This window comes from Microbacterium sp. ZOR0019 (assembly GCF_000800925.1).
Taxonomy (GTDB): domain Bacteria; phylum Actinomycetota; class Actinomycetes; order Actinomycetales; family Microbacteriaceae; genus Microbacterium; species Microbacterium aurugineum.
Window position 1 is genome coordinate 39,103 of sequence record NZ_JRKC01000014.1, and the last position, 20,118, is coordinate 59,220.

The window sequence follows — 20,118 nt, forward strand, 5'->3', positions numbered from 1 at the left end:
GCATCCCTTCCATGTCGATGGTGCAAGCGCCACTGCCGGCCACGAAGGCGGAGTCCACCTCCGCCTCCGTGGCCGGCGGCCGGAAGCGACGCGGTCTCTCGATCGTCGCGGCCCGCCCCTGGCTCCTTCTCGCGCCCGGGCTGGCCATCCTCGCGGTGCTCATGCTCTGGCCGCTCGTCCAGGTGTTCATCTACTCGCTGCAGGACTACGGCCTGCGTGAGATCAACACCGGGGAGAACAACTGGATCGGCTTCGACAACTACGTCGAGGCGCTCACCAACCCGACTCTCTGGACGGTGGTGCTGCCCAACACGGTCGGGTTCGCCGCCGTCGCGGTGTTCGTCACCGTGGCCGTCGGCACGCTCGTGGCCCTGCTCCTGGCACGCCTCGGCACGACCTGGCGGGTCATCGTCTCCAGCTGCATCATGGTCGCGTGGGCGATGCCCGCCGTGACCGGCACGTACGTCTGGACCTTCATCTTCGATGCCGACCGCGGCATCTTCAACCAGGTCCTCATGGACCTCGGTCTCATGAGCGATCCGGTCAACTGGTTCACGAACCAGTGGTCGTTCTACGCCATCGTGCTCCTCAACGTGGTCCACCACGGCTTCCCGTTCGTGGCGATCACCGTGCTGGCCGGCCTCCTCGGCGTCTCGAAGGAGATGCTCGAAGCCGCAGCGCTCGACGGTGCGGGCGCCTGGCGCCGCTTCTGGAAGATCATCTTCCCGACCCTCAGGCCCGTGTTCTCGGTCGTGATCATCCTCTCGACCATCTGGGACTTCAAGGTCTTCGCACAGGTGTACCTGATGCCCGGCGGTGGGGGCGGCAACCGTCAGGTGCTGAACCTCGGTGTCTGGTCCTACGTCGAGTCCTTCGGACAGAACCGCTACGGATTCGGTGCCGCTCTCGCCGTGCTGCTCACCCTCGTGCTCATCGGCATCACGATCGTCTACATCCGCTCCCTCATGAAGGAGGATGAGCTGTGAACCCGCGTCCGAGGCTCCGCTCCCGCATCGGCACCGGCATCGCGGTCGCCGCGGTCCTGATCTTCACCCTGTTCCCCGTCTACTGGATGGTCTCCAGCGCCTTCGACGCCAAGGCCTCCAGTGGCGGGCAGTCGTTGGTCCCCCAGGAATTCACGTGGGACAACTTCGCCTTCGTCTTGACCGAGGGCGGCTTCGGCACCTACCTCCGCAACTCGGCGATCGTCGCGCTCGTCACCGTGCTCGTCAGTGCGCTCGTGTGTCTGCTCGCCGCGGTCGCCGTCGCGCGGTTCAAGTTCAAGTTCCGCACCATGATCCTGATGATGATCCTCATCGTGCAGATGGTGCCGCTCGAGGCGCTCGTCATCCCGCTCTTCCTCCAGGTCAAGAGCCTCGGTCTGCTCAACAGCATCCTCGGACTCATGGTCGTGTACGTCGCGCTGTCCCTCGCGTTCGGCATCTGGATGCTGCGCGGCTTCGTGGCCGCCGTCCCCGTCGAGCTCGAAGAGGCGGCGTACATCGACGGCGCGAGCTGGTGGCGGATGTTCCGTTCGGTGCTGCTGCCCCTGGTCATGCCCGGTCTCGTCGCGACGAGCATCTTCAGCTTCATCACCGCGTGGAACGAGTTCATCTTCGCGATGACGATCCTCGGCGCGCAGACCGACCAGTACACAGTCTCGATCGGTCTGAAGTCGTTCTTCGGCCTCTACTCCAACGACTGGGGCAGCATCATGGCGGCCTCGACCATCATCACGGTCCCGGTCATGATCTTCTTCGTCCTCGTGCAGCGCAAGCTCGCCTCGGGCATGGTCGCAGGCGCGGTGAAGGGATGACCGACGAGCTCGAGCGCCTCGCGAACGGTGTGCTGTGGCCGGGATTCTTCGGCACCGAAGCACCGGAGTGGTTGCGCCAGGAACTGCGTGACGGCCTGGCCGGCGTGGTGTACTTCGGCCAGAACGTCGGCGAAGGACTCCCGGCCTTGAGCGCCGAGATCCTCGACGCGAACCCGAACGCCCTGATCGGCATCGACGAAGAGGGCGGCAGCGTCACGCGCCTCGAGTCCGCCACCGGCTCCACCGTGCCCGGAGCCGCTCAGCTCGGGCTCCTCGACGACCTGGTCGCCTCGGAGCGGACCGGCGCGGAACTCGCCCGGCGGGTCCGTGCGGTCGGTGCGAACGTCGTGCTCGGTCCGGTCGCCGACGTCAACACCGACCCTCGCAACCCGGTGATCGGTGTGCGGGCGTTCGGTGACGACGAGGCGCTCGTCTCCCGTCACGTGGTCGCGACGATCGACGGCATCCAGGACTCCGCGGTCGCCGCGTGCGTGAAGCACTTCCCCGGCCACGGCGACACCCACCTCGACTCGCACCACTCCCTCCCCGAGATCACTCTCGACGTCGAGGAGTTCGAACGGGTGCACCTGGAGCCGTTCCGCGCGGCGGTCGATGCCGGCGTCGATGCCGTGATGACCGCCCACATCGTGGTCCCGGCGTGGGGCGAGCAGCCCGCGACGCTCAACCCCCGCGTGCTCGGAAAGCTGCGCGACTGGGGCTATGACGGCGTCATCATCACGGATGCGCTGGACATGGCCGCCATCCGAGAGACGGTCGGACTCGGCGGGGGAGCGGCGCTCGCCCTCGCTGCCGGCGCCGACCTCCTCTGCATCGGCAACCCGACCAACCCGGGTGACGCCGCGCTTGTGGATCAGGACGAACGGGACTTCCACGCGGCCAGGGACGGGATCGTCGCCGCGTTGCGCGACGGCTCGCTCTCCCGTGCGCGCGTGGAGGAGGCCGCCGCTCGCGTCGCCGCACTCGCCACCAAGCTCCGCGTCGCCGCAGAGCTCGGGCACGACGACCCGGACGACTACGACGCCGCGGAGATCGTGCGTCGGACGGTGACGGTCTCCGGCGATGCCCCCGAGGCAGCCACGGCCCTCGCGGTCATCGACGCGCGCCGCCGGTCGACCCTCGCCGTCGACAGTGCGGGATCGTACGTGGCGGATGCGCTCGCCGCCGACGGACTCCGTGTGCGCCTGGACGTCGCGTCCGCCGACCTGCCGGAGCAGGACCGTGTGCTCGACGAGGTCACGGCGGCGCCCGGTACGACGGTGCTGCTGATCGACAGGCCGGACACGGATGCCGCGCAGCGCTCTCTCGTCGAGCGGACGGCTGTCCGTGATCCCGGAGCGGTCGTCGTCAACGTCGGTCTTCCGACGCGGAGTCCCCTTCCGCTGCCCACCATCGAGGTCGCCGCTGCCAGTAGGCTCGGTGCGCAGATGGCGAGGGAAGCACTCCTGGGGCGCTTCGCCGTGACGCAGAGGATGAACAGCGCCGGCTGAGACAGGACCCCCATGGACGATGACGTTCTCGCTCGGGTGCGACGCTCCCTTCCGAAGGTGAGTGCCGCAGAGGCACGGGTTGCCGAGACGATCCTCGGAGACCCCACGCTCGTCGTGGACCTCGCGATCAACGATCTCGCCCAGCTCTGCCACACGTCCCTGTCGACGGTCGCCCGCTACGCCCAGTCCCTGGGCTACTCCGGGTATCGGGAACTCCGGGTCGCGGTCGCGCGTGCCATCACGCTCGCGCAGGCGCAGCAGGCGCGCTTCGGCCTGGACACCACGGCGATCGACCGGGAGGACGGGCCGACGGCCATCGCGGCCAAGCTCGCCGCGCAGGAGATCGACGCGATCGAGCAGACCGCGCTCGCCCTCGATGCCGATGCCCTCGACCGGGTCGCCCGCGCGGTGGTCGGTGCACGGCACATCGACCTCTTCGGGCAGGCGGCGTCGTCCCTGACGGCGCAGGACCTGCTGCTGAAGCTGTCTCGCATCGGATGCTCGGTCTCGCACTCCTCGGATCCGCATCTCGCGGTGACCGCCGCCGCCCTGCGCACCACCGGTGATGTGGCGATCGCGTTCTCGCACGGCGGCGAGACCGCCGAGACGATCCGTGCTCTCGACGTCGCGCGCGACGCCGGAGCCCTGGCGGTCGCGGTGACCAGCGTGGCCGATTCGCCGGTGGCACTCGCGGCGGATGTCGTGCTGCTCACGCACGCGCGGGAGTCGCCGTTCCGGATGGCCGCGATGTCGAGCCGTATCGCCCAGCTCGCCCTGGTCGACGTGCTCTTCGTCCGCGTCGTGCAGCACAGCGGTGAACCGGTGGCCGTGTCGTTACAGCGCACGCACGACGCGGTTCCGTCGCGACGGAGGCCCTGAGGCCACTCTCCCCGGACCGAGGGCGTGTCAGTCGACGTGATCCCGGGTGCTGACGAGCGCGCGCGTCGCGATGCGGTGTCCGCGGGCGAGGCTTCCCGTGAGCGAGAGTCCGGTGAGGACGCCGGCCAGGAATCCGGCGGCGAAGGCATCCCCGGCACCGATCGTCTCGACGACGGGGGCGTCGAGCGCTTCACTCTCGGCACGTTCGGTGCCGTCGTAGGCGACGGCACCGCCGGAGTCGGTGACCAGCAGGTACCGGGGCTCGGGGAAGTGCGCACGGAGTTTTTGCGGGTCACTGGTCCCGAACACCGCCTCGGCGTCGGGACGGGTGCAGAACACGATGTCGGCCCGGCGGGCGAAGTCCGACACGACCGCCTTCCCCTCCGCCACGCGGCCACGCCACAGCGCGGGCCGCCAGTTCAGGTCGAAGCTGAGCAGACTGTCGGGACGCCGGTCGGCGAACAGCGATTCCTGCGCCGCGAGTGCCGATGCGGACAGGGCCGGGGTGATTCCGGAGGTGTGCACGAGTGCCGCCTCGGCGAGGAGTGCGGAGGTCCTCGGCTCGGCCAACGTCTGCGGGGACATCGCCGAGGCCGCGGAACCCGACCGGTAGTAGTGCATCGTGCCGTCGACCGCGCCATCCGCTCGCGGGGCGAGCTCCTTCACATAGAGTCCGGTCGGCGCGTCGGCGTCGACCTGCACCGCGGAATCGTCGACGCCGTGGGCGCGCAGCTCCGCCGTGAGGAAACGACCGAACCCGTCATCGCCGACGCGCGAGACGACGGCGGTGCGGATACCGGCGGATGCCAGAGCGATCGCGGTGTTCCACTCGGCTCCCGCAAGGGAACGGTGGAAGGTCCGGCAGTCCTCGAGCGGTCCCGCGGCGGCCGCGACGAGGGCGACCATGCCTTCTCCGAAGCAGACGGCGAGCGTGGGGGAGTCGGGCACGATCTGGACACTACCGGATCGACGCCGGTCGCGCCGATACCGGATTGCAACCTGGATGCGTTTGGTATCTGAGGATCCGCTGGGTACCGTCTAGTCATCACCGTCCCCGAGGCGAAGAGGCTTCGGGACGCGCAAAGAAGCGCCCGACAGGGAAGGTCACACAATGCACCAATCAGTCAAGCGTCGGCGAGGTCTCATCGCCGCAGCCGGAGCCACGATCGCCGCTCTCGCCCTCGCCGGGTGTGTCGCGAGCGAACGAGGAGATGACGGCGCCGAGGGCTCCGGCGACGTGGACGGGACGTTCGTCTTCGCGGCGTCCTCCGACCCGGCGAGCCTCGACCCCGCGTTCGCGCAGGACGGCGAGAGCTTCCGCGTCTCGCGACAGATCTTCGAGGGTCTCGTCGGCACCGAGCCCGGCACCGCCGACCCCGCGCCGCTCCTCGCCGAGAAGTGGGAGTCGTCCGAGGACGGCATGTCGCACACGTTCACGCTCAAGGAGAACGTGACCTTCCAGGACGGGACGCCGTTCAACGCCGAGGCCGTCTGCGCCAACTTCGACCGCTGGTTCAACTGGACGGGTCTGGCCGCGTCCGAGGCCTTCGGCTACTACTACAACAAGCTCTTCAAGGGGTACGCCTCCAACGCGGCGGATGCCGTCTACAAGTCGTGCACCCCAGACGGCGACTACTCGGTCACTGTCGACCTGAACAAGCCGTTCGCCGGCTTCGTCGCTTCCCTCTCGCTGCCCTCGTTCGCCATGCAGAGCCCGTCGGCCATGCAGGAGTTCGGCGCCGACGACGTCAGCGGTTCCGCCGAGGCACCGCAGCTGTCCGAGTACGCGATGGGACACCCGGTGGGTACCGGGCCGTACCAGTTCGAGGAGTGGGCACCAGGCGAGCAGGTCACGCTCACGGCCTACGACGACTACTGGGGCGATGCCGGTCAGATCGACGAGATCATCTTCCGCACGATCGATGATCCGACCGCCCGCCGCCAGGCACTCGAGTCCGGCTCGATCGACGGCTACGACCTCGTCGGCCCCGCCGACACCAAGGCCCTCGCCGACGACGGGTTCACGATGGTCTCGCGCCCGCCGTTCACGATCCTGTACCTCGCGTTCAACCAGGCCGTCCCGGAGCTCCAGGACCCGAAGGTCCGCGAGGCGCTGTCGTACGCCGTCGACAAGGACGCCCTGATCAGCCAGGTGCTCCCCGAGGGCACGCAGAAGGCGATCGAGTTCGTCCCCGAGGTCGTCAACGGCTACAACCCGGACGTGACGACCTTCGACTACGACCCCGAGAAGGCCAAGTCCCTGCTGGCCGAGGCGGGCTACGACGAGGCGAACCCGCTGAAGCTGACGTTCAACTACCCGGTCAACGTCTCTCGTCCCTACATGCCGGACCCCGAGCAGATCTACACGGTCCTGTCGTCGCAGCTCTCCGAAGTCGGCGTGGAGACCACCCCGGTCTCGGAGGAGTGGGTCGAGTACCTCGACCGCACCACCGGCACGGCCGACCACGGCATCCACCTGCTGGGCTGGACCGGTGACTACAACGACACCGACAACTTCGTCGGCGTCTTCTTCGGACAGAAGAGTTCCGAGTGGGGCTTCGACAACCCGGAGCTGTTCCAGAAGCTGACGGAGGCGCGCGGCGTCTCCAACCTCGAGGAGCAGACCGCGCTGTACGAGGAGATCAACGAGATGGTCGCCACGTTCATCCCCGGTGTCCCGCTCGCACACCCGGCGCCGACCCTGGCGTTCGACCCGCGCGTGGAGAGCTACCCGGCCAGCCCCGTGAACGACGAGGTCTTCACCGACATCGTCCTCACCAAGTAGGCCTGACCGTGTGATACGTCGAGCCCCGGTCCCGCGCACTCCGCGGGACCGGGGAACGGCGTACCTTCCGATCGACGGAGATCTTCGTGCTGCGCACCATCGGCAGGCGACTGCTGTTCCTCATCCCCACCCTGTTCGGGCTCAGCATCCTGCTGTTCGCCTGGGTCAGGGCCCTTCCCGGCGGCCCCGCGGTCGCCCTCCTCGGTGAGAAGGCCACCCCCGAGGCCATCGCCAGGGTCAACGAGCTCTACGGCTTCGACGAGCCGATCATCCAGCAGTACTTCACCTGGATCGGCCGACTCCTGCAGGGCGACTTCGGAACGTCCATCCAGACGAACCGGCCGGTGACGGAGGAGTTCCTCCGCCGGTTCCCCGCGACGCTGGAGCTGAGCGTCATGGCGCTCATCTTCGCGGTCGGCATCGGTATCCCGCTGGGCTACTGGGCGGCCCGCCGCCACGGCAAGTTCACCGACCACGCATCGGTCGTGCTGAGCCTCGTCGGCATCACGATCCCGGTGTTCTTCCTGGCGTTCATCCTGAAGTACGTGTTCGCCGTGCAGCTGGGCTGGCTGCCGTCTGACGGACGACAGGATCCTCGAATAGACGCCACCCATCCCACGGGGTTCTATGTGTGGGACGGCATCATCACCGGTGAATTCGACGCCGCATGGGACGCGATCCTGCATCTGATCCTGCCGGCCCTCGCGCTCGGGACGATCCCGCTCGCGATCATCGTGCGCATCACCAGGGCGAGCGTGCTGGAGGTCCAGAACGCGGACTACGTGCGCACCGGTCGGGCGAAGGGCGTCGGTTCCCCGACGCTGCGCAACCGCTTCATCCTGCGCAACGCCATGCTCCCGGTGATCACCACGATCGGCTTGCAGACCGGACTCCTGATCTCCGGGGCGGTGCTCACCGAAACGGTGTTCGCCTTCCCCGGCATCGGCTCGTTCCTGGCGAGGGCGATCTTCACCAGGGACTTCCCGGTCCTTCAGGGTTTCATCATCTTCATCGCGATCGCGTACGCGCTGATCAACCTGGCGGTCGATGTCTCCTACAGCTTCATCGACCCGAGAGTGAGGGTGCAGTGATGTCCCTCTCCATCGTCCGAAAGGAGGCGGTCGCATGAGCATCCCTCTTCCGCCCGCCCAGGGGCCATCGGCAGAGAGCGGCGGCGGCATCGACACCGTCGCGATCGCGCAGGCCGACCTGAAGAAGAGCTCCGGCGGATTCTGGCAGGACGTGTTCCGCCGCCTCCGTCGCAATCCCACGGCCTGGATCGGCGCCGTCATCGTGCTGCTGTTCCTGCTCGTCGCCGCACTCGCCCCCTGGCTGGCTCCGTACCCGGAGACGGCGCTTCCCGGGGCGAAGTACATCACGCCGACCCACATCCCCGGTCCGGGGGAGCTGCCGGAGTTCCCGCTCGGCCTCGACCGGTTCGGTGGGGACGTGCTGTCGAAGCTGATCTGGGGCGCGCAGGCATCACTCCTGATCGGTGTCATCTCCACCGCGATGGGCCTTGTCGGCGGCATGATCCTCGGCCTCATCGCCGGGACGTTCGGCGGCTGGGTCGACACCGTGATCATGCGCGTGGTCGACATCATCCTCTCGGTGCCGAACCTGCTGCTCGCGGTGTCGATCGCCGCGATCCTCGGGCAGACCCCGTTCGCCGTGATGATCGCCATCGGTGCGTCCCAGGTGCCGATCTTCGCGCGGCTGCTCCGTGCGTCGATGCTGCAGCAGCGTTCGAGTGACTACGTCCTGTCGGCGCAGACGCTCGGCCTCGGCCGCGGCAAGATCACCATGTCGCACGTGCTCCCCAACGCCATCGGCCCCGTGATCGTGCAGGGGACGCTGACGCTCGCGACCGCCGTGATCGATGCGGCGGCGCTGTCGTTCCTCGGTCTCGGCGGCGGTGGCCCCGCGACGGCCGAGTGGGGGCGCATGCTCACCTACGCACAGTCCGAACTCGCGATCGCCCCGTGGCTCGCGTTCCTCCCCGGCATCTGCATCGCCGTCACCGCGCTCGGCTTCACCCTCCTCGGCGAGGCGTTGCGCGAGGCGATGGACCCGCGGACGAGGGCGCGATGAACGCGCGCGACGAAGGCGCGACGCGCGCCGTGAAGGAGAATCAGATGTCGACCGAGCCGTTGCTGTCGGTCCAAGGACTCGCCGTGGACTTCGCCACCATGGACGGGGTCGTGCACGCCGTCGAAGGTGTGGACCTCGAGATCCGTCCGGGCGAGACCGTCGCGATCGTCGGCGAGTCCGGTTCGGGCAAGTCGACCACCGCGATGGCGATCATCGGACTGCTCGCGGGTGGCGGGAAGGTGGCCTCCGGGAGCATCCGGCTCGACGGGAAGGACATCACCCACGCCTCCGAGAACGAGCTGCGCACGATCCGCGGCCGGGACATCGGTCTCGTCCCGCAGGATCCGATGTCGAACCTGAACCCGGTGGCCAAGATCGGCACGCAGGTCGCCGAAACGCTGCTCGCTCACGGTCTCGCGACCCGGCAGGATGTGCAGGCCAAGGTGGTGGAGGCACTCACGGCCGCGGGCCTTCCCGACCCGGAGCGGCGTGCGAAGCAGTACCCGCACGAGTTCTCCGGCGGCATGCGCCAGCGCGCGCTCATCGCGATCGGTCTGGCGTGCAAGCCGCGACTGCTGATCGCCGACGAGCCGACCAGCGCCCTGGATGTGACCGTGCAGCAGACCATCCTCGATCAGATCGGCCAGATGACCCGCGAGCTGGGAACGGCCGTGCTGCTCATCACACACGACCTCGGGCTCGCCGCCGAGCGCGCGGAGCGTGTGATCGTGATGCACCGCGGCAAGGTCGTCGAGCAAGGAGCCGCGCGGCAGATCCTGGAGGATCCGCAGCATCCGTACACGCAGTCGCTGGTGAAGGCCGCTCCCTCGGTCGCCGCCGCCCGACTGCGGCCGGAGGCCTTCCGGGTGCAGGAGCGCACCGCAGAGACGGATGCCGCAGAGACGGATGCCGCCGGGACCGTCCCCGCCGACAACATCGTCGAGATCGAGAACCTCACCAAGGTGTACCCGGTGCGCGGGCGTGGCGAGGACTTCGTGGCCGTCGACGACGTGTCGCTGGTCATCCCGCGCGGGGAGACGGTCGCCATCGTGGGGGAGTCCGGCTCAGGGAAGACCACGACCGCGCGGATGCTGCTGAAGGTGATCGAGCCCACGAGCGGACTGATCCGCTACGAGGGCAAGGACATCTCGACGCTCTCGCGGGCCGAGACGCGCGAGTTCCGACAGCAGGTGCAGCCCATCTTCCAGGATCCGTACTCGAGCCTGAACCCGATGTTCACGATCGAGCGCCTGATCGCCGAACCGCTGGAGTTCTACAAGAGGGGCAGCGGAGCCGATCGACGCACGCGCGTACGGCAGCTGCTGGACGACGTGGCGCTGCCGCAGTCGATGCTGCGTCGCTACCCGTCCGAGCTGTCCGGAGGTCAGCGGCAGCGCGTCGCGATCGCGAGGGCCCTCGCGCTCTCTCCCGACGTGATCGTCTGTGACGAGCCGGTCTCGGCGCTCGACGTGCTGGTGCAGGACCAGATCCTCACGCTGCTCGGCGACCTGCAACGGGAGTACGGACTGAGCTATCTGTTCATCTCCCACGACCTCGCCGTGGTGCGACTGATCAGCGACTACGTCTGCGTCATGAAGGACGGCAGGCTCGTCGAGGCGGCGACCTCGGAGGAGATCTTCACCAACCCGCGGGACCCGTACACGCGGCGACTGCTGGCCTCGATCCCCGGCAACGAGCTGAACATCGCGTCCTGAGAGCACCGGGCCAGGGCTCATACCGCAGCTTCCCACATTGGTCAAGGACTGCGCTTGCCATGTCGCACAATCGTGCGTATAGTTGGTAGTTGCGCTCGCTCCTCCCTGCCCTCATATGGTGGTCGGCATTTCGTTGAGTTCTCGAGCGCACACTCCACCTGACGACAAAGGAATCGAGAAGCCCTGCGGGGCTCACGGAGGTTATTCCCTTGGCTGCTGCTCGCAACGCATCCACATCCACCACCACCAAGAACGGACGCGGAGCTTCCCGTCTTTCGTTCGCCAAGATCTCCGACACGCTGACGGTCCCTGACCTTCTCGCTCTGCAGACCGAATCCTTCGGTTGGCTGGTCGGCAACGACGCCTGGAAGGCGCGCGTGGCCGAGGCCAAGAAGCAGGGGCGCACGGACGTCAACGAGAACAGCGGTCTGGGCGAGATCTTCGAGGAGATCTCTCCGATCGAGGACCTCGGCGAGACGATGCAGCTGTCGTTCACGAACCCCTACCTCGAGCCGGAGAAGTACTCGATCGAGGAGTGCAAGGAGCGTGGCAAGACCTACGCCGCTCCGCTGTACGTCGAGGCCGAGTTCATGAACCACCTCACGGGTGAGATCAAGACCCAGACGGTCTTCATGGGCGACTTCCCGCTGCAGACCGACAAGGGCACGTTCATCATCAACGGCTCCGAGCGCGTCGTCGTCTCGCAGCTGGTCCGCTCCCCGGGTGTCTACTTCGACAAGACCCCCGACAAGACGTCCGACAAGGACATCGTGTCGGCGCGCGTCATCCCGAGCCGTGGTGCATGGCTCGAGTTCGAGATCGACAAGCGCGACCAGGTCGGCGTGCGCGTCGACCGCAAGCGCAAGCAGTCGGTCACCGTCTTCCTCAAGGCGCTGGGCATGACCAGCGAGGAGATCCTCGCCGAGTTCGCCGGCTACACCTCGATCGAGGAGACGCTCGCGAAGGACACGATCGTCACGAAGGAAGATGCGCTCCGCGACATCTACCGCAAGCTCCGTCCGGGCGAGCAGGTCGCCGCCGAGGCCGCCCGCGCCCTCCTGGACAACTTCTACTTCAACCCGAAGCGCTACGACCTGGCCAAGGTCGGTCGTTACAAGATCAACCACAAGCTGGGCCTGGACCAGCCGCTGACCTCCTCGGTGCTCACCGTCGAGGACATCGTGGCCACGATCAAGTACCTCGTCCGCCTGCATGCAGGCACCGAGGAGACCTTCACGGGCATCCGCGGTGGCAAGAAGGCCGAGATCCGTCTCGCGACCGACGACATCGACAACTTCGGCAACCGTCGCATCCGCGCGGTCGGCGAGCTCATCCAGAACCAGGTCCGCACCGGTCTCTCCCGCATGGAGCGCGTCGTCCGCGAGCGCATGACCACGCAGGACATCGAGGCGATCACGCCGCAGACCCTGATCAACGTGCGACCCGTCGTCGCCGCGATCAAGGAGTTCTTCGGAACGTCGCAGCTGTCGCAGTTCATGGACCAGAACAACCCGCTCGCAGGTCTGACGAACAAGCGTCGTCTCTCCGCGCTCGGACCCGGTGGTCTCTCGCGTGACCGCGCCGGCGTCGAGGTCCGTGACGTCCACCCCTCGCACTACGGCCGCATGTGCCCGATCGAGACTCCGGAAGGCCCGAACATCGGTCTGATCGGTGCGCTCGCGACCTTCGCGCGCATCAACTCGTTCGGTTTCATCGAGACCCCGTACCGCAAGGTCGTCGACGGCGTCGTGACCGAGCAGATCGACTACCTCACGGCTTCCGAAGAGGTCGACTTCAACATCGCGCAGGCGAACGCCCCGCTCGATGCCAAGGGTCGCTTCATCGAGAGCCACGTCCTGGCCCGCCCCAAGGGCGGCAGCGGCGAGGTCGACATGTTCCTGCCGGAAGACATCGGCTACATCGACGTCTCCCCGCGCCAGATGGTGTCGGTCGCGACCTCGCTCGTGCCGTTCCTCGAGCACGACGACGCACAGCGCGCCCTCATGGGTGCCAACATGCAGCGTCAGGCCGTCCCGCTGCTGCGCAGCGACTCGCCGCTCGTCGGAACCGGTATGGAGGGCTACACGGCCATCGACGCCGGTGACGTCCTCACCGCCGAGAAGGCCGGTGTCGTCTCCGAGGTCTCCGCAGACCGCGTCGTCGTCATGCTCGATGAGGGCGGGACGCAGGAGTACCACCTCCGCAAGTTCGACCGCTCGAACCAGGGCACGTCGTACAACCAGAAGGTCGTCGTCAACGCCGGTGAGCGCGTCGAGGTCGGAGAGGTCATCGCCGATGGCCCCGCCACCGAGAACGGCGAGCTGGCCCTCGGGAAGAACCTCCTCGTCGCGTTCATGACGTGGGAGGGCTACAACTTCGAGGACGCGATCATCCTGAGCCAGGACCTGGTGAAGGACGACACCCTCTCCTCGATCCACATCGAGGAGTACGAGGTCGACGCGCGCGACACCAAGCTCGGCAAGGAGGAGATCACCCGTGACCTCCCCAACGTCAGCCCGGAGCTGCTGAAGGACCTCGACGAGCGCGGCATCATCCGCATCGGCGCCGAGGTCCGCCCCGGCGACATCCTCGTCGGCAAGGTCACGCCGAAGGGTGAGACCGAGCTGTCGGCCGAGGAGCGTCTGCTGCGCGCGATCTTCAACGAGAAGAGCCGCGAGGTCCGCGACACGTCCCTGAAGGTGCCTCACGGTGAGCAGGGAACCATCATCGCGGTCAAGGAGTTCAACGCCGAGGACGGCGACGACGAGCTCGGCTCCGGTGTCAACCGCCGCGTCGTGGTCTACATCGCCCAGAAGCGCAAGATCACCGAGGGTGACAAGCTCGCCGGCCGTCACGGCAACAAGGGTGTCATCGCGAAGATCCTCCCGATCGAGGACATGCCGTTCATGGCGGACGGCACCCCGGTCGACATCGTCCTGAACCCGCTCGGCATCCCGGGTCGAATGAACTTCGGCCAGGTGCTCGAGACCCACCTCGGGTGGATCGCGAAGCAGGGCTGGAAGGTCGAGGGCACCCCGGAGTGGGCCGTCCGTCTGCCGGAGGAGGCCTTCGAGGCTGCTCCCGGTACGAAGGTCGCCACCCCGGTGTTCGACGGTGCGAGCGAGGAGGAGATCGCTGGTCTCCTCGACGCCACGACCCCGACCCGCGACGGTGTGCGACTGATCGACTCGAGCGGAAAGGCCCAGATGTTCGACGGCCGCTCCGGCGAGCCGTTCCCGGCCCCGATCTCCGTGGGCTACATGTACATCCTGAAGCTGCACCACCTGGTCGACGACAAGATCCACGCACGTTCCACGGGTCCGTACTCGATGATCACCCAGCAGCCGCTCGGTGGTAAGGCGCAGTTCGGTGGACAGCGCTTCGGTGAGATGGAGGTGTGGGCCCTCGAGGCCTACGGCGCCGCATACGCGCTCCAGGAGCTCCTCACGATCAAGTCCGACGACATCCTCGGCCGCGTCAAGGTGTACGAGGCGATCGTCAAGGGCGAGAACATCCAGGAGCCCGGCATCCCCGAGTCCTTCAAGGTGCTCATGAAGGAGATGCAGTCGCTCTGCCTGAACGTCGAGGTCCTCTCGGCCGACGGCACACTGGTGAACCTCCGCGACACCGACGATGAGGCGTTCCGCGCCGCGGAAGAGCTCGGTATCAACATCTCCAGCCGCTTCGAGGCCGCCTCGATCGACGAGATCTAATCCGCGGGTGTGCCCGGGGGTCCAACTCCCGGGCACACCGAAGCAGACTTCTCAAACAGAATTTCCGACACAGGAGAACTAGTGCTCGAGTCCACAACTTTCGACGAGCTTCGCATCGGCCTGGCCACCGCAGAGAACATCCGTGCGTGGTCCTACGGTGAGGTCAAGAAGCCCGAAACCATCAACTACCGCACTCTGAAGCCGGAGAAGGATGGTCTCTTCGGAGAGCAGATCTTCGGCCCGTCCCGCGACTGGGAGTGCGCCTGCGGCAAGTACAAGCGCGTCCGCTTCAAGGGCATCGTCTGCGAGCGCTGCGGCGTGGAGGTCACCAAGAGCTCCGTCCGTCGTGAGCGCATGGGTCACATCGAGCTCGCTGCTCCGGTCACCCACATCTGGTACTTCAAGGGCGTGCCCTCGCGCCTCGGGTACCTGCTCGACATGGCACCGAAGGACCTCGAGAAGGTCATCTACTTCGCCGCCTACATGGTCATCTCGGTCGACGAGGAAGCTCGTCACCGCGACCTGGGCACGCAGGAGAACAACATCCGCCTCGAGCTGAAGACGCTCGGCGACCGTCGCGACGCCAAGATCGCGGAGCGCCTGGCCAAGCTGGAGGAGGAGCTCGCCGCTCTCGAGGCAGAGGGTGCCAAGGCCGACGCCAAGAAGAAGGTCAAGGACGCCGCCGAGAAGGAGATGTCGCTCATCCGCAAGGGTGCAGACGACGCGATCCTGAAGCTGGAGCGCGTGTGGGAGGACTTCCGCACCCTCGAGGTCGGTGCCCTGCGCCCGGAGGACGACGTCTTCCACGAGCTGCAGGACCGCTTCGGCCAGTACTTCGAGGCCTACATGGGCGCCGAGTCGATCCAGCGTCGCCTCGCGGCGTTCGACCTCGTCGCCGAGGCGGAGAACCTGCGTCTGCAGATCTCCGAGGGCAAGGGCCAGCGCAAGATCCGTGCGATCAAGCGCCTCAAGGTCGTCAGCTCGTTCCTCGAGACCGGCATGAGCCCCGCCGCGATGGTCCTCGACGTCGTCCCGGTGATCCCGCCGGAGCTGCGCCCGATGGTCCAGCTCGACGGTGGCCGCTTCGCGACTTCCGACCTGAACGACCTCTACCGTCGTGTGATCAACCGCAACAACCGTCTTCGTCGTCTGATCGACCTCGGTGCCCCCGAGATCATCGTCAACAACGAGAAGCGCATGCTGCAGGAGGCCGTCGACGCCCTGTTCGACAACGGTCGCCGCGGTCGTCCCGTCACCGGTACGGGCAACCGTGCCCTGAAGTCCCTCAGCGACATGCTGAAGGGTAAGCAGGGTCGTTTCCGTCAGAACCTGCTCGGAAAGCGTGTCGACTACTCCGGCCGTTCGGTCATCATCGTCGGCCCGCAGCTGAAGCTGCACCAGTGCGGTCTGCCCAAGCAGATGGCTCTGGAGCTCTTCAAGCCGTTCGTCATCAAGCGCCTGATCGATCTCGGTCACTCGCAGAACATCAAGGCTGCCAAGCGTGCCGTCGAGCGCACCCGTCCCGAGGTCTGGGACGTGCTCGAAGAGATCATCCGCGAGCGTCCGGTGCTGCTCAACCGTGCACCCACCCTGCACCGCCTGGGTATCCAGGCGTTCGAGCCGCAGCTCGTCGAGGGTAAGGCCATCCAGCTGCACCCGCTCGTCTGCGCGGCGTTCAACGCCGACTTCGACGGTGACCAGATGGCTGTGCACCTGCCCCTGTCGGTCGAGGCTCAGGCCGAGGCCCGCGTGCTGATGCTCGCGTCGAACAACATCCTGAAGCCGTCCGACGGTCGTCCGGTCACCCTGCCTTCGCAGGACATGATCATCGGTCTGCACCACCTGACCACGGTCAGGGAGGGTGCGGTCGGTGAGGGTCGTGCGTTCGGTTCGGTGGGCGAGGCGATCCTGGCTAAGGACGAGGGCACCCTCGACCTGCAGGCGAAGATCCGCATCCGCATCCCCGGTCTGACCTTCCTCGAGGGCGAAGCTCCCGAGGGCTACGAGCGTCACGGTCTCGTCGACGCCTCGCTGGGTCAGGCGATCTTCAACGACACGCTTCCCAAGGGCTACCCGTTCGTTCGCGAGCAGGCCGACAAGAACAAGCTGTCGCAGATCGTCAACAAGCTGGCCGAGGAGTACCCGAAGGTCGAGACGGCCGCGTCGCTGGACCGCATCAAGGACGCCGGTTTCTACTGGGCCACGCGTTCCGGTGTGACCGTTGCCCTGAGCGACATCCTCACGCCGCCGAACAAGGGCGAGATCGTCGCCGGCTACGAGAAGCAGGCCGCGAAGGTTCAGTCGCAGTACGAGAAGGGTCTGACGACCGACTCCGAGCGTCGCCAGGAGCTCATCAAGATCTGGACCGAGGCAACCGACGAGGTCCAGGCCGCGATGCGGGCGAACTTCCCGGAGGACAACACCATCAACCGCATGGTGTCCTCGGGTGCTCGTGGTAACTGGCTGCAGATCCGGAACATCGCCGGTATGCGTGGTCTGGTGAACAACCCCAAGGGTGAGATCATCCCGCGTCCGATCATCTCCTCGTACCGCGAGGGTCTGTCGGTGGCGGAGTACTTCATCGCGACGCACGGTACCCGTAAGGGTCTGGCCGACACCGCTCTGCGTACCGCCGACTCGGGTTACCTGACCCGTCGTCTGGTGGACGTCTCGCAGGACGTCATCATCCGCGAAGAGGACTGTGGCACGTCGAAGGGCCTCGAGCTCCCGATCGCCGCTCCGAACTCGCAGGGTGAGCTCGTGCGCGACGCCAACGTCGAGAACTCGGTGTTCGCTCGTACGCTGGCCTCCGATGTCGTGAGCGCGTCGGGCGAGGTGCTCGCCGCTGCCGGTGACGACGTGGGTGACGTGCTGATCGACAAGCTCGTCGGTCTCGGTGTCGAGAGCATCAAGGTGCGCTCGGTCCTGACCTGCGACTCCGCTGTCGGTGTCTGCGCGCAGTGCTACGGCCGTTCGCTCGCGACCGGCAAGACCGTCGACATCGGCGAGGCCGTCGGCATCATCGCGGCCCAGTCGATCGGTGAGCCCGGTACCCAGCTGACGATGCGTACCTTCCACACGGGTGGTTCGGCATCGGCGGACGACATCACACAGGGTCTTCCCCGTGTGCAGGAGCTCTTCGAGGCGCGTACCCCCAAGGGTGCGTCCCCGATCGCCGAGGCCGATGGCCGCATCACGATCGACGAGACCGACAAGGGCAAGAAGGTCATCCTCACGCCCGACAGCGGCGACGAGCCCGTGGTCTACCCGGTGCTGAAGCGTGCCACGCTTCTCGTCGAGGACGGCCAGCACGTCACCGTCGGTCAGCCCCTGCAGGTCGGCACGCTCGACCCCAAGGAGATCATGCGCGTCATGGGTGCTCGCGAGGTGCAGCGTTACCTCGTCGGCGGCGTCCAGGGCGTGTACCGCTCGCAGGGTGTGCCGATCCACGACAAGCACATCGAGGTCATCGTCCGTCAGATGCTCCGCAAGGTCACCGTCGTCGATCACGCCGACACGACCCTGCTCCCGGGTGAGATGGTCGACCTCAAGCGCTACCAGTCGATCAACCGCGAGGCTGTGTCCGAGGGCAAGCGCCCCGCGTCCGGCCGTCCGGAGCTGATGGGTATCACGAAGGCGTCGCTCGCGACCGAGTCGTGGCTGTCGGCCGCCTCCTTCCAGGAGACGACCCGCGTGCTCACCGAGGCTGCGATGCAGGGCAAGCGTGACCCGCTGGTCGGTCTCAAGGAGAACGTCATCATCGGAAAGCTCATCCCTGCCGGAACCGGTCTCTCGAAGTACCGCGACGTCACGGTCGAGGCCACCGAGGAAGCCAAGAGCGAGCGCTACCCGAACCGGATCTTCGCATCCGACGGTGCGTACGCTGACGGCGACTTCGGCTACGTCGACTTCGACGCGTTCTCGACGGACGACATCACGCCCGGTACCTACAACTGAGTGAGTGCTGAGTGAGAAGGCCCCAGGCGATTCGCCTGGGGCCTTCTTCGTTTCCGGGGTGGGCGGGGGCCTTGGGCGAGGCGCCGCGCGTTCTGAAGTACGCACGTTCTGAAGGAGTTCGCACGTGCTGAAGTGCGCGCATTCTGAAGGAGTTCTCGCGTTCTGAAGGAGAGCATGGGTGAGAGGCTCCTTCTTTTCGGAAGAACTCCTTCGGATCGGGCGATGCGATCAGTCGAACAAGCTCTCCGTGCGCGCGGAGGGAGGGGGAGGGACGGCGGAGAAAGGGGAGGGATACGGCGTTCCCCGTGCGACCCGCGGCGCGATAGTGTCGGCGGGTGAGCAACGACACTACTTCTGCCGTTTCCGTGGTCGTGATCGGCGACGCTTTGATCGACGAGATCCGGGATGACGCCGGGGTGCGAGAGCTCGTCGGCGGTGCGGCACTCAATGTCGCTGTCGGTCTCCGACGTCTCGGCGTGCTGACGACGCTGATCGCGATGGTGGGCGACGACGAGGCCGGTGGGCACATCCGTGAGTACTTGTCCGACCACGGTGTGCGTCTGATCGCGAGTGAGGCTCCGCTCGGCTCGTCCCGGGCGATCGTGCAGCGGGCGGCGAACGGCGAGCCGCAGTACGTCTTCAATGAGGCCGCGCAGAGGCGCAGTGTCCGCTACTCCGACGAGGCGCGTCAGGCGATTGCCGACGCCGGTCTCGTCGCGATCAGCTGTTTCCCCTTCGACGTGCCGACCGAGGTCGATGCGCTCGTCGACGCCCTGGGTGACGCACGCGTGGCGGTCGATCCCAACCCGCGAACGGGCATGCTCAGCGACCGGGAGGAGTTCGTCCGCGGGTTCGAGCGCCTCGCTGCTTCGGCGGCCATCGTCAAGGTCGGAGCAGATGACGCGGCGATCCTCTACGACGGTGACCTCGACGCGTTGCGCGCGCGTTTGCGGGGGCTCGGCGCTGCTGCCGTCCTTGCGACCGCGGGTGCCGACGGCGCGACGATCGATGCAGATGCCGGCATCGTGTCCGCGCCGATCGCGCAGCTTCCCGGTGCCGTGATCGACACCGTCGGTGCGGGAGACGCGACTCTCGCCGCGGTGTCAGAGGGCCTGGTCGCGGCCTCTCCGTCAGACGTGGGGGAGTGGGGTTCGTTGCTGCGGCGCGCCATGGATGTCGCTGCCGCGACCTGTCGCGCCGAGGGCGGTCTGCTGCGGACGCCCGAGTCGCTCGCAGATGCCGGACGCGGTGTGAACGGCAGCTGACCGTTCGATTTCTTGCACCCGCCTCGGGCGGGTATGCTTGTCTCTCGTGCCCCCGGTTGGCTGTTCAAGTCGGACGGGTGCGCTCTGGCGAGTTACCCAAGCGGCCAAAGGGATCTGACTGTAAATCAGACTGCTCTGCATTCGGGGGTTCGAATCCCTCACTCGCCACCACCACCTCCGCGCTATCGATCGCGAACAGAAATGCCTCCGGACCCGGAGGCATTTCGCATTTCACGCCCGCGGAGCCCCTCTCTCGGTCGAGGGGTGAAGCGCCACTGAACTCCTCACGAACAGACACTGCCGCCAATGTCGGGTGCCTCGGCGCGGCACCAGTAACGTGGTGTGCTTGAGACAAGCCGGGGTCCCGGTACACAGCCCAGAGGATACAT

The 20,118-nt window shown here is 66.9% G+C and carries 12 protein-coding genes and 1 tRNA gene; 12 read left to right on the forward strand and 1 reads right to left on the reverse strand.

Translation table 11 applies throughout. The annotated features are described in order from the left end of the window. Positions 1-11: 11 nt before the first annotated feature. Genes L978_RS04585 through L978_RS04600 form a run of 4 tightly spaced genes read left to right on the forward strand, consistent with a single transcriptional unit; the run spans position 12 to position 4,203 of the window. A complete protein-coding gene (locus L978_RS04585; protein ID WP_047520770.1) occupies positions 12-986 on the forward strand; it encodes a carbohydrate ABC transporter permease in 975 nt (324 codons plus the stop codon). Then, complete coding sequence (locus L978_RS04590; protein WP_047520772.1) at positions 983-1,816, forward strand: carbohydrate ABC transporter permease; 834 nt, start codon at positions 983-985, stop codon at positions 1,814-1,816. The genes L978_RS04585 and L978_RS04590 overlap by 4 nt, the downstream gene beginning before the upstream one ends. Then, positions 1,813-3,324 carry a glycoside hydrolase family 3 N-terminal domain-containing protein gene (locus L978_RS04595; RefSeq protein ID WP_047520774.1) on the forward strand — a complete coding sequence of 504 codons (1,512 nt, stop codon included), beginning with the start codon at positions 1,813-1,815 and terminating at the stop codon, positions 3,322-3,324. The genes L978_RS04590 and L978_RS04595 overlap by 4 nt, the downstream gene beginning before the upstream one ends. Positions 3,325-3,336: 12 nt before the next feature. Then, positions 3,337-4,203, forward strand: coding sequence for a MurR/RpiR family transcriptional regulator (locus L978_RS04600; protein WP_047520776.1), 867 nt, complete (start codon positions 3,337-3,339; stop codon positions 4,201-4,203). Positions 4,204-4,230: 27 nt separating this feature from the next. Here the strand turns inward: L978_RS04600 and L978_RS04605 are convergent, their stop codons facing one another. Then, on the reverse strand, positions 4,231-5,151 hold the full coding sequence (locus tag L978_RS04605) for a sugar kinase (protein ID WP_047520778.1): 921 nt from the start codon (positions 5,149-5,151) through the stop codon (positions 4,231-4,233). A gap of 163 nt (positions 5,152-5,314) precedes the next feature. On the opposite strand from L978_RS04605, the gene L978_RS04610 reads away from it, so the two are divergent. The 8 genes from L978_RS04610 to L978_RS04645 all read left to right on the forward strand — a co-directional run bounded on the left by L978_RS04610 (position 5,315) and on the right by L978_RS04645 (position 19,900). Continuing rightward, on the forward strand, positions 5,315-6,988 hold the full coding sequence (locus L978_RS04610) for an ABC transporter substrate-binding protein (RefSeq protein WP_047520780.1): 1,674 nt from the start codon (positions 5,315-5,317) through the stop codon (positions 6,986-6,988). Between the two features lie 86 nt (positions 6,989-7,074). After that, complete coding sequence (locus L978_RS04615; RefSeq protein WP_047520782.1) at positions 7,075-8,079, forward strand: ABC transporter permease; 1,005 nt, start codon at positions 7,075-7,077, stop codon at positions 8,077-8,079. Positions 8,080-8,113: 34 nt separating this feature from the next. Continuing rightward, complete coding sequence (locus tag L978_RS04620; protein WP_047520784.1) at positions 8,114-9,079, forward strand: ABC transporter permease; 966 nt, start codon at positions 8,114-8,116, stop codon at positions 9,077-9,079. Continuing rightward, on the forward strand, positions 9,076-10,794 hold the full coding sequence (locus tag L978_RS04625) for an ABC transporter ATP-binding protein (protein ID WP_081996915.1): 1,719 nt from the start codon (positions 9,076-9,078) through the stop codon (positions 10,792-10,794). Before L978_RS04620 ends, L978_RS04625 begins: the two co-directional genes overlap by 4 nt. A 209-nt stretch (positions 10,795-11,003) precedes the next feature. Further along, positions 11,004-14,507, forward strand: a complete 3,504-nt coding sequence (gene rpoB, locus L978_RS04630; RefSeq protein WP_047520785.1) for a DNA-directed RNA polymerase subunit beta — start codon at positions 11,004-11,006, stop codon at positions 14,505-14,507. Between the two features lie 81 nt (positions 14,508-14,588). Continuing rightward, positions 14,589-18,464 (forward strand): DNA-directed RNA polymerase subunit beta', encoded by a 3,876-nt coding sequence (gene rpoC / locus L978_RS04635; RefSeq protein ID WP_047520787.1) that lies wholly within the window; start codon positions 14,589-14,591, stop codon positions 18,462-18,464. A gap of 335 nt (positions 18,465-18,799) precedes the next feature. Beyond that, positions 18,800-19,729: a PfkB family carbohydrate kinase gene (locus L978_RS04640; protein WP_047520789.1), complete on the forward strand. Its 930-nt coding sequence runs from the start codon at positions 18,800-18,802 to the stop codon at positions 19,727-19,729. A gap of 86 nt (positions 19,730-19,815) precedes the next feature. Further along, positions 19,816-19,900: transfer RNA gene (locus tag L978_RS04645), tRNA-Tyr, on the forward strand. Positions 19,901-20,118 lie beyond the last annotated feature (218 nt).